Origin of the sequence: Enterobacter sp. K16B (assembly GCF_020216105.1) — a bacterium.
Lineage (GTDB): Bacteria > Pseudomonadota > Gammaproteobacteria > Enterobacterales > Enterobacteriaceae > Enterobacter > Enterobacter sichuanensis.
In genome coordinates this window covers 22159-29178 of record NZ_JAIWJZ010000104.1, presented here as the reverse complement: position 1 = coordinate 29178, position 7020 = coordinate 22159, and the positions used below count along the sequence as shown (strand labels likewise).

Sequence of the window (7020 nt, the reverse complement as noted above, 5' to 3'; positions counted from 1 at the left end):
CAAAGATGAAAACGATCCGGCATGGAAAAACGCCAGCGCCGGGTATGAAAAAGTCAAAAAACTCGACGCGGAACAGAACAAACTGGTCTGGCTGACGCCAGCCCCGGCTAACAATACCTGGACTATCGCCGTGCGTAAGGACGTGGCGGAGAAAGGTAAACTGACCACGCTTGCGGATCTCAGCCGCTACCTGAAAGAGAAGGGCGACTTTAAGCTGGCGGCGTCCGCGGAGTTTATCGAGCGGCCTGACGCGCTGCCGGCGTTTGAAAAAGCCTATAACTTCAAGCTTGACCAGGCGCAGCTGCTCTCGCTGGCGGGTGGAGATACCGCGGTGACCATCAAAGCTGCGGCGCAGCAAACCTCAGGCGTTAACGCCGCAATGGCTTACGGCACCGACGGCCCGGTCGCGGCGCTCGGCCTGCAAACCCTGACCGATCCAAAAGGCGTTCAGCCGATTTACGCCCCGACCCCCGTGGTGCGCGAGGCGGTGCTGAAAGCGTACCCGGACATTGCAGAATGGCTCAAACCGGTCTTCGAAAAGCTGGATGAAAAAACGCTGCAGCAGCTGAATGCCAGCATTGCCGTCGAGGGGCTGGATGCCAAAAAAGTGGCCGCCGACTTCCTGAAACAACAAGGGCTTGTGAAGTAACGGGAAAGGGCTGTGCCGATAAAATGTCATAACCGCGTACTGCTGCTGTTGGCCTGCGTGGCCATCGCGGCAGTCGCGCTACCGTTTGTGAATGTTGCCCCTAACCGCCTGATGTCGGGGGAAGGAAAAGCGCTCTGGCAAATCTGGTCGTTCACGCCGTGGTGTCTGGCGTCGGCGCTCGGCGCGTGGGTGATCCTTTCTCTCTGGCAGGGGCGCACGGCGCAGTGGCTGACGCTGCTCCTCGCTGAAGGGCTGTTTATCATCCTGTTCTGGGGAGCCGGGCTGGCGGCAACGCATATGACGTCGGCGGAAAGTCCGCTGGCGAGAACCACGGTGGGCAGCGGCCTCTGGCTCTGGCTGGCGCTGTGTCTGCTGGCCTGCAGCGACGCCATTCGTCGACTCATCGCAAGTAGCGTCTGGCGCTGTGTACTTAATGCGCAGATATGGTGTATTCCCTTATTTCTGCTTTTCAGCGGTGAGCTGAACAACCTTTCGCTGTTAAAAGAGTACGCTAACCGACAGGAGGTGTTTGATGATGCCCTGGCGCAACATCTGACCCTTCTTTTCGGCACGCTCTTTCCGGCGCTCCTGCTCGGGATACCCCTGGGCATGTGGTGCTATCGCCATCCTTCACGTCAGGGCGGTATTTTTGCCGTGCTTAATGTTATCCAGACCATCCCTTCCGTCGCGCTGTTTGGTCTGCTGATTGCCCCGCTGGCCGGGCTGGTGAAGTCGTTTCCGGCGCTGGGAACGCTGGGCATCGCCGGAACGGGGTTAACGCCTGCCCTGATCGCGCTGGTGCTGTATGCGCTGTTGCCGCTGGTGCGCGGCGTGGTCGCGGGCTTAAGCCAGGTCGCCCCGGATGTGCTGGAAAGCGCCCATGCGATGGGGATGAGCGCGCGGCAGTGTTTCTGGAAGATCCAGCTGCCGCTGGCGCTGCCCCTGCTGCTGCGCAGCCTGCGGGTGGTGGCGGTACAAACCGTTGGTATGGCGGTCATCGCGGCGCTGATTGGCGCGGGGGGATTTGGTGCGCTGGTCTTCCAGGGGCTGCTGAGCAGTGCTCTGGATCTGGTGCTGTTGGGTGTGGTACCCACGATTGCGCTGGCGGTTGTTGTCGATGCCCTGTTTGCCTTATGGCTCGCGCTGCTCGGGAGAAGAGCCAATGATTGAATTTCTTGATGTCAGTAAAACCTTTGCCGGCCGCCCGGCCGCGAGCCATCTGAACCTGAACTTTGCCGAGGGGGCGTTTTCGGTGCTGATTGGCACCTCCGGGTCGGGAAAATCCACAACGCTGAAGATGATCAACCGGCTGGTTGAGCATGACAGCGGGATGATCCGCTTTGCCGGGGAAGAGATCCGCAGCCTGCCGGTGCTGGAGCTGCGTCGCCGGATGGGATACGCCATTCAGTCTATCGGCCTGTTTCCGCACTGGACGGTGGCGCAGAACATTGCCACCGTACTACAGCTGGAGAAATGGTCGCGGGCTAACATCGCCGACCGGGTTGATGAACTGATGGCGCTGCTGGGGCTGGAGTCCGCGCTGCGTGACCGCTATCCGCACCAGTTATCCGGGGGCCAGCAGCAGCGCGTGGGCGTGGCGCGCGCGCTGGCGGCCAATCCGCAGGTACTGCTGATGGATGAACCCTTTGGCGCGCTGGATCCGGTGACGCGCGGGGCGCTGCAGGCAGAGATGACCCGCATTCACCGTATTCTCGGACGCACGATCGTGCTCGTGACGCACGACATTGATGAAGCCCTGCGCCTGGCTGACCATCTGGTGCTGATGGATCATGGCGAGGTGGTGCAGCAGGGCTCGCCGCTTGAGCTATTAACATGGCCGAAGAACGATTTTGTGCGCGAATTTTTTGGCCGCAGCGAGTTGGGTGTCAGGCTGCTCTCCCTGCGGACGGTCAGTGACTATATGCGTCGGGAAGAGATGCCGGTGAGCGGCGAGCCATTACAGGAGCAGATGAGCCTGCGGGATGCCCTCTCCGCGTTTGTCGCGCGTCAGTGCGAGGTATTACCCGTTTTGGATGCCCGGGGGGCGCCATGCGGTACCTTACATTTTCGCGATCTGCTGGCAGGGGAGGTGGCGCGTGAAGGCTCTGCGTGATCCGCTCCTCTGGCTGGTAGCGCTTTTTGTCGCCTTACTGTTTCTGATGCCACACAGCGCGGCGCTGTTTAGTACGCTGTTCCCCGGGCTACCGCGGCCGGTGTATCAGCAGGAGAGCTTTGTTAATCTTGCCGTGGCGCATCTCTGGCTGGTGGCGCTCTCAAGCGCCATTGCGGTGGTGCTGGGCACCGGTGCCGGTATTGCGGTGACACGGCCTGCGGGTCGGGAGTTTCGTCCGCTGGTGGAGACCATTGCGGCCATAGGACAGACGTTTCCCCCGGTGGCGGTGCTGGCGATAGCGGTTCCGGTGATGGGCTTTGGGCAGCAGCCTGCCATTATTGCGCTGATTCTGTATGGCGTATTGCCGGTGCTGCAGGGCACGCTGGCGGGCCTCGCGGCAGTACCTGCGTCCGTACTGAGCGTGGCGGAAGGAATGGGGATGAGTCGCGGCCAGCGGCTGCGCAAGGTTGAACTGCCGCTTGCGGCACCGGTTATCATTGCCGGGATCCGCACGTCGGTGATCGTTAACATCGGGACGGCGACCATTGCCTCTACGGTCGGTGCCAGTACGTTGGGAACGCCTATTATTATCGGCTTAAGCGGGTTTAATACGGCCTATATTGTGCAGGGGGCGGTGCTGGTCGCGCTGGCGGCAATTGTCGTCGATCGCTTTTTTGAGCGACTGGCGCAATACCTCAGCCGACACCGCCACGAACAATAAACGAGTACCCTGCCAGCATCACGCCGCCGATGCCGCTTACGGCCATCAGGACAAAAAGGGTAATAACGGCCAGTTTGGTTGCCTTCATCATCTGCTCCTGTTGTTAACAGAACAATTATACGGTGAAGCGCAGCTGTTAATGAACCATTAAATGCCGTTATGGCTCATCCGGGCCAAGGGAATAAACCGGGTAACCACTCTCACGCCATTGCGCCAGCAGCTGTTGCTGGGTGGCGGACGGCACTTCGCCACACCAGACCAGCAGGGTCTGACCGTCGAAAAACTCAGGTCTGAGTTGTGCCAGGGAGTGCGCCAGGACATCCACGCGCCAGCCTTTCTGGGTGGCAATCCACGCTTCCAGCCACAGGCGGGTGGTGTCGTGTACGTTCCAGCCGACCACCAGCGCATCTTTTCCGGCTTTGTTCTTCGCCGAGGCAAGGCAGACGGCAATGTAGTTGATCAGCACGCCGTCGAGCATACTGAGCAGTGCCTGCAAAGTAGACTGCTGGCACTGCAGGCGTCGACGCAGGGGAATAAACAGATGGGTGATCAGCGTCTGCGCCGGATAATCGCGACCCTGCTCTTTTATCCATCCGCGCAGGCGCTGCAGGTTGCCTGCCTGCAGGAGCCGCAGCAGGGTTTCCTGTTGTTCGCGCCAGCGGTGTTGCGTGTCAGGGTCGTCGTGGCTGAGGAGGGACTTCACTTTCCCGACCTGCACCCCGTTGTCGATCCAGCTTTTGATCTCACGGATCCGATCGATATCGGCATCATTGAAAAGGCGGTGCCCACCGTCCGTTCTCTGCGGTTTGAGTAATCCATACCGTCGCTGCCACGCCCGTAGGGTAACGGGATTAATATCACAAAGGAGTGCCACTTCACCTATCGTGTAAAGCGCCATATTCGCCCCCTGGCTTACGCGTCCCCAGCTTAACTGTAGACCCAGTTTGCCGAACCAGGAAGAGTTGATTGATTTTTGAACAAACAATGCGAAGCATGCGCGATATTCAGAAAAAGGTGTGATAACGGACACGATTTTGCGCTTTTTTGGGATGCTTCAAAGAAAGTTGAGCCGTACCCGTGTATGTTACGCGTTTTTAGCGTGTGCGGTTTTGAGTATGTACGAGTTTAATCTGGTGCTGCTGTTGCTTCAGCAGATGTGCGTGTTTCTTGTCATTGCGTGGCTGATGAGTAAAACGCGCCTGTTTATCCCGCTGATGCAAGTCACCGTACGCCTGCCGCACAAATTCCTCTGCTATGTCGTATTTTCCATATTCTGCATTATGGGGACCTGGTTTGGCCTCCATATCGAAGACTCTATTGCCAATACGCGCGCTATCGGCGCGGTGATGGGCGGGCTGCTGGGCGGTCCGGTCGTCGGGGGGCTCGTCGGTTTAACCGGGGGACTGCATCGTTATTCCATGGGCGGGATGACGGCCCTGAGCTGTATGATCTCGACGATCGTGGAAGGGCTGCTCGGCGGCCTGGTCCACAGCTACATGATTAAACGTGGCCGGCCGGATAAAGTCTTTAGCCCCCTGACCGCCGGGGCGATCACCTTTGTGGCTGAAATGGCGCAGATGGCGATCATTCTGCTGATTGCCCGTCCCTTCGACGATGCGCTGCATCTGGTCGGCAGCATTGCTGCCCCGATGATGGTCACCAATACCGTGGGCGCGGCGCTGTTTATGCGTATTCTCCTCGACAAGCGCGCCATGTTTGAGAAGTACACCTCAGCCTTTTCCGCCACGGCGCTGAAGGTTGCCGCCTCGACCGAAGGGATCCTGCGCCAGGGATTTAACGAAGAGAACAGTATGAAGGTGGCACAGGTGCTCTACAAGGAGCTGGACATCGGCGCGGTGGCCATAACCGACCGTGAGCGGCTGCTGGCCTTTACCGGCACCGGGGACGATCACCATCTGCCGGGTAAACCCATCTCCTCAGCCTATACGCTGCGCGCCATTGAGACCGGCGAGGTGGTGTATGCCGACGGTAACGAAGTGCCGTACCGCTGTTCGCTGCATCCGCAGTGCAAGCTGGGTTCCACCCTGGTCATTCCGCTGCGCGGCGAAAATCAGCGGGTGATGGGCACCATCAAGCTGTATGAGGCGAAAAACCGTCTGTTCAGCTCGATCAACCGCACGCTGGGGGAGGGGATCGCCCAGCTGCTGTCAGCGCAAATCCTCGCCGGGCAATACGAACGGCAGAAGGCCCTGTTAACCCAGTCAGAAATTAAACTGCTGCATGCCCAGGTCAACCCGCATTTCCTGTTTAATGCGCTCAACACGCTCAAAGCGGTGATCCGCCGCGACAGCGATCAGGCCGCGCAGCTGGTACAGTTTCTGTCGACATTCTTCCGCAAAAACCTGAAACGGCCGTCAGAGATCGTGACCCTCGCCGATGAGATTGAGCACGTTAATGCCTATCTGCAGATCGAGCAGGCGCGTTTCCAGTCGCGCCTGCAGGTGTCGCTCTCCGTTCCGGACGAGCTGGCGTACCAGCATCTCCCGGCGTTTACCCTGCAGCCAATCGTGGAAAACGCCATTAAACACGGTACGTCTCAGCTTTTGGGAACAGGGCAGATAACCATTGCCGCCAGCCGGTTCAATCACCATCTGGTGCTGGACATTGAAGATAATGCCGGGCTATATCAGCCTTCCGCCTCCGGCGGTTTAGGGATGAGCCTGGTGGATAAACGCCTGCGCGCCCATTTTGGCGATGACTGCGGCATTACCGTCGCCTGCGAGCCTGACCGATTTACCCGTATTACCGTACGACTGCCGCTGGAGGAAAACGCATGTTAAGAGTGCTGATTGTGGATGACGAGCCGCTGGCACGGGAAAACCTGCGCGTTCTGCTGCAGGAGCAGCCGGATATAGAGATTGTGGGAGAGTGTGCCAACGCCATTGAGGCCATCGGCGCGGTGCACAAGCTGCGCCCGGATGTGCTGTTCCTCGATATTCAGATGCCCCGCATCAGCGGGCTGGAGATGGTCGGCATGCTCGACCCGGAGCATCGTCCCTACATCGTGTTTCTGACGGCGTTCGATGAATATGCCGTCAAAGCCTTTGAGGAGCACGCGTTTGATTATCTGCTCAAGCCGATTGAAGAGAAGCGTCTGGAAAAAACGCTCACCCGTTTACGCCAGGAGCGCACCGCGCAGGATGTCACCGTGCTGCCGGAAAACCAGCAGCCGCTGAAGTTTATCCCCTGTACCGGACACAGCCGGATTTATCTTTTGCAGATGGATGATGTGGCGTTTGTCAGCAGCCGCCTGAGCGGCGTGTTTGTCACCAGCTCAGAAGGGAACGAAGGGTTCACCGAACTGACGCTGCGCACGCTGGAGAGCCGCACGCCGCTGATCCGCTGCCATCGTCAGTATCTGGTCAATATGGCGCACCTGAAAGAGATCCGGCTGGAAGATAACGGCCAGGCCGAGCTGGTTCTGCGCGCCGGGCAAACCGTCCCGGTCAGCCGCCGCTACCTGAAGAGTTTGAAAGAGGCGATTGGGCTGTAAAACTGCTACACTGCGCGCCATTG

General features: G+C 59.0%; 8 protein-coding genes. 6 read left to right on the top strand and 2 right to left on the bottom strand.

Features of this window, described 5'->3' with window-relative positions:
- The 4 genes from LDK53_RS18175 to LDK53_RS18160 form a co-directional block, all read left to right on the top strand.
- Window positions 1-649 (top strand): glycine betaine ABC transporter substrate-binding protein (locus LDK53_RS18175; RefSeq protein ID WP_225287754.1); only part of this gene is annotated, 649 nt, incomplete at its 5' end.
- Between the two features lie 12 nt (window positions 650-661).
- The gene (locus LDK53_RS18170) at window positions 662-1819 is read left to right on the top strand and encodes an ABC transporter permease (RefSeq protein ID WP_225287753.1); all 1158 of its coding nucleotides are present in this window, start codon (window positions 662-664) and stop codon (window positions 1817-1819) included.
- A complete protein-coding gene (locus LDK53_RS18165; RefSeq protein WP_059386707.1) occupies window positions 1812-2762 on the top strand; it encodes an ABC transporter ATP-binding protein in 951 nt (316 codons plus the stop codon). The genes LDK53_RS18170 and LDK53_RS18165 overlap by 8 nt, the downstream gene beginning before the upstream one ends.
- On the top strand, window positions 2746-3483 hold the full coding sequence (locus LDK53_RS18160; protein ID WP_225287752.1) for an ABC transporter permease: 738 nt from the start codon (window positions 2746-2748) through the stop codon (window positions 3481-3483). Before LDK53_RS18165 ends, LDK53_RS18160 begins: the two co-directional genes overlap by 17 nt.
- Here the strand turns inward: LDK53_RS18160 and LDK53_RS18155 are convergent.
- Window positions 3458-3571, bottom strand: coding sequence for a protein YohO (locus LDK53_RS18155; protein WP_010433613.1), 114 nt, complete (start codon window positions 3569-3571; stop codon window positions 3458-3460). The two genes, LDK53_RS18160 and LDK53_RS18155, sit on opposite strands and share 26 nt — an antisense overlap.
- 69 nt (window positions 3572-3640) lie before the next feature.
- Complete coding sequence (gene mlrA / locus LDK53_RS18150; protein ID WP_025760012.1) at window positions 3641-4381, bottom strand: HTH-type transcriptional regulator MlrA; 741 nt, start codon at window positions 4379-4381, stop codon at window positions 3641-3643.
- A gap of 217 nt (window positions 4382-4598) precedes the next feature.
- Here mlrA and LDK53_RS18145 point away from each other — a divergent pair, with 217 nt between their 5' ends.
- Together LDK53_RS18145 and btsR are read left to right on the top strand one after the other, a co-directional pair.
- Entirely contained in the window at window positions 4599-6284 is a 1686-nt protein-coding gene (locus tag LDK53_RS18145; protein WP_045285176.1) for a sensor histidine kinase, read from the top strand.
- Window positions 6278-6997 carry a two-component system response regulator BtsR gene (gene btsR / locus LDK53_RS18140; RefSeq protein ID WP_225287751.1) on the top strand — a complete coding sequence of 240 codons (720 nt, stop codon included), beginning with the start codon at window positions 6278-6280 and terminating at the stop codon, window positions 6995-6997. Before LDK53_RS18145 ends, btsR begins: the two co-directional genes overlap by 7 nt.
- Window positions 6998-7020: the final 23 nt, after the last annotated feature.

Excerpts from the sequence above, each read along its gene's own strand:
- mlrA (WP_025760012.1), bottom strand. The coding sequence starts at position 4,381 with ATGGCGCTTTACACGATAGGTGAAGTGGCACTCCTTTGTGATATTAAT.
- LDK53_RS18155 (WP_010433613.1), bottom strand. The coding sequence starts at position 3,571 with ATGAAGGCAACCAAACTGGCCGTTATTACCCTTTTTGTCCTGATGGCC.
- LDK53_RS18145 (WP_045285176.1), top strand. The coding sequence starts at position 4,599 with ATGTACGAGTTTAATCTGGTGCTGCTGTTGCTTCAGCAGATGTGCGTG.
- LDK53_RS18165 (WP_059386707.1), top strand. The coding sequence starts at position 1,812 with ATGATTGAATTTCTTGATGTCAGTAAAACCTTTGCCGGCCGCCCGGCC.
- btsR (WP_225287751.1), top strand. The coding sequence starts at position 6,278 with ATGTTAAGAGTGCTGATTGTGGATGACGAGCCGCTGGCACGGGAAAAC.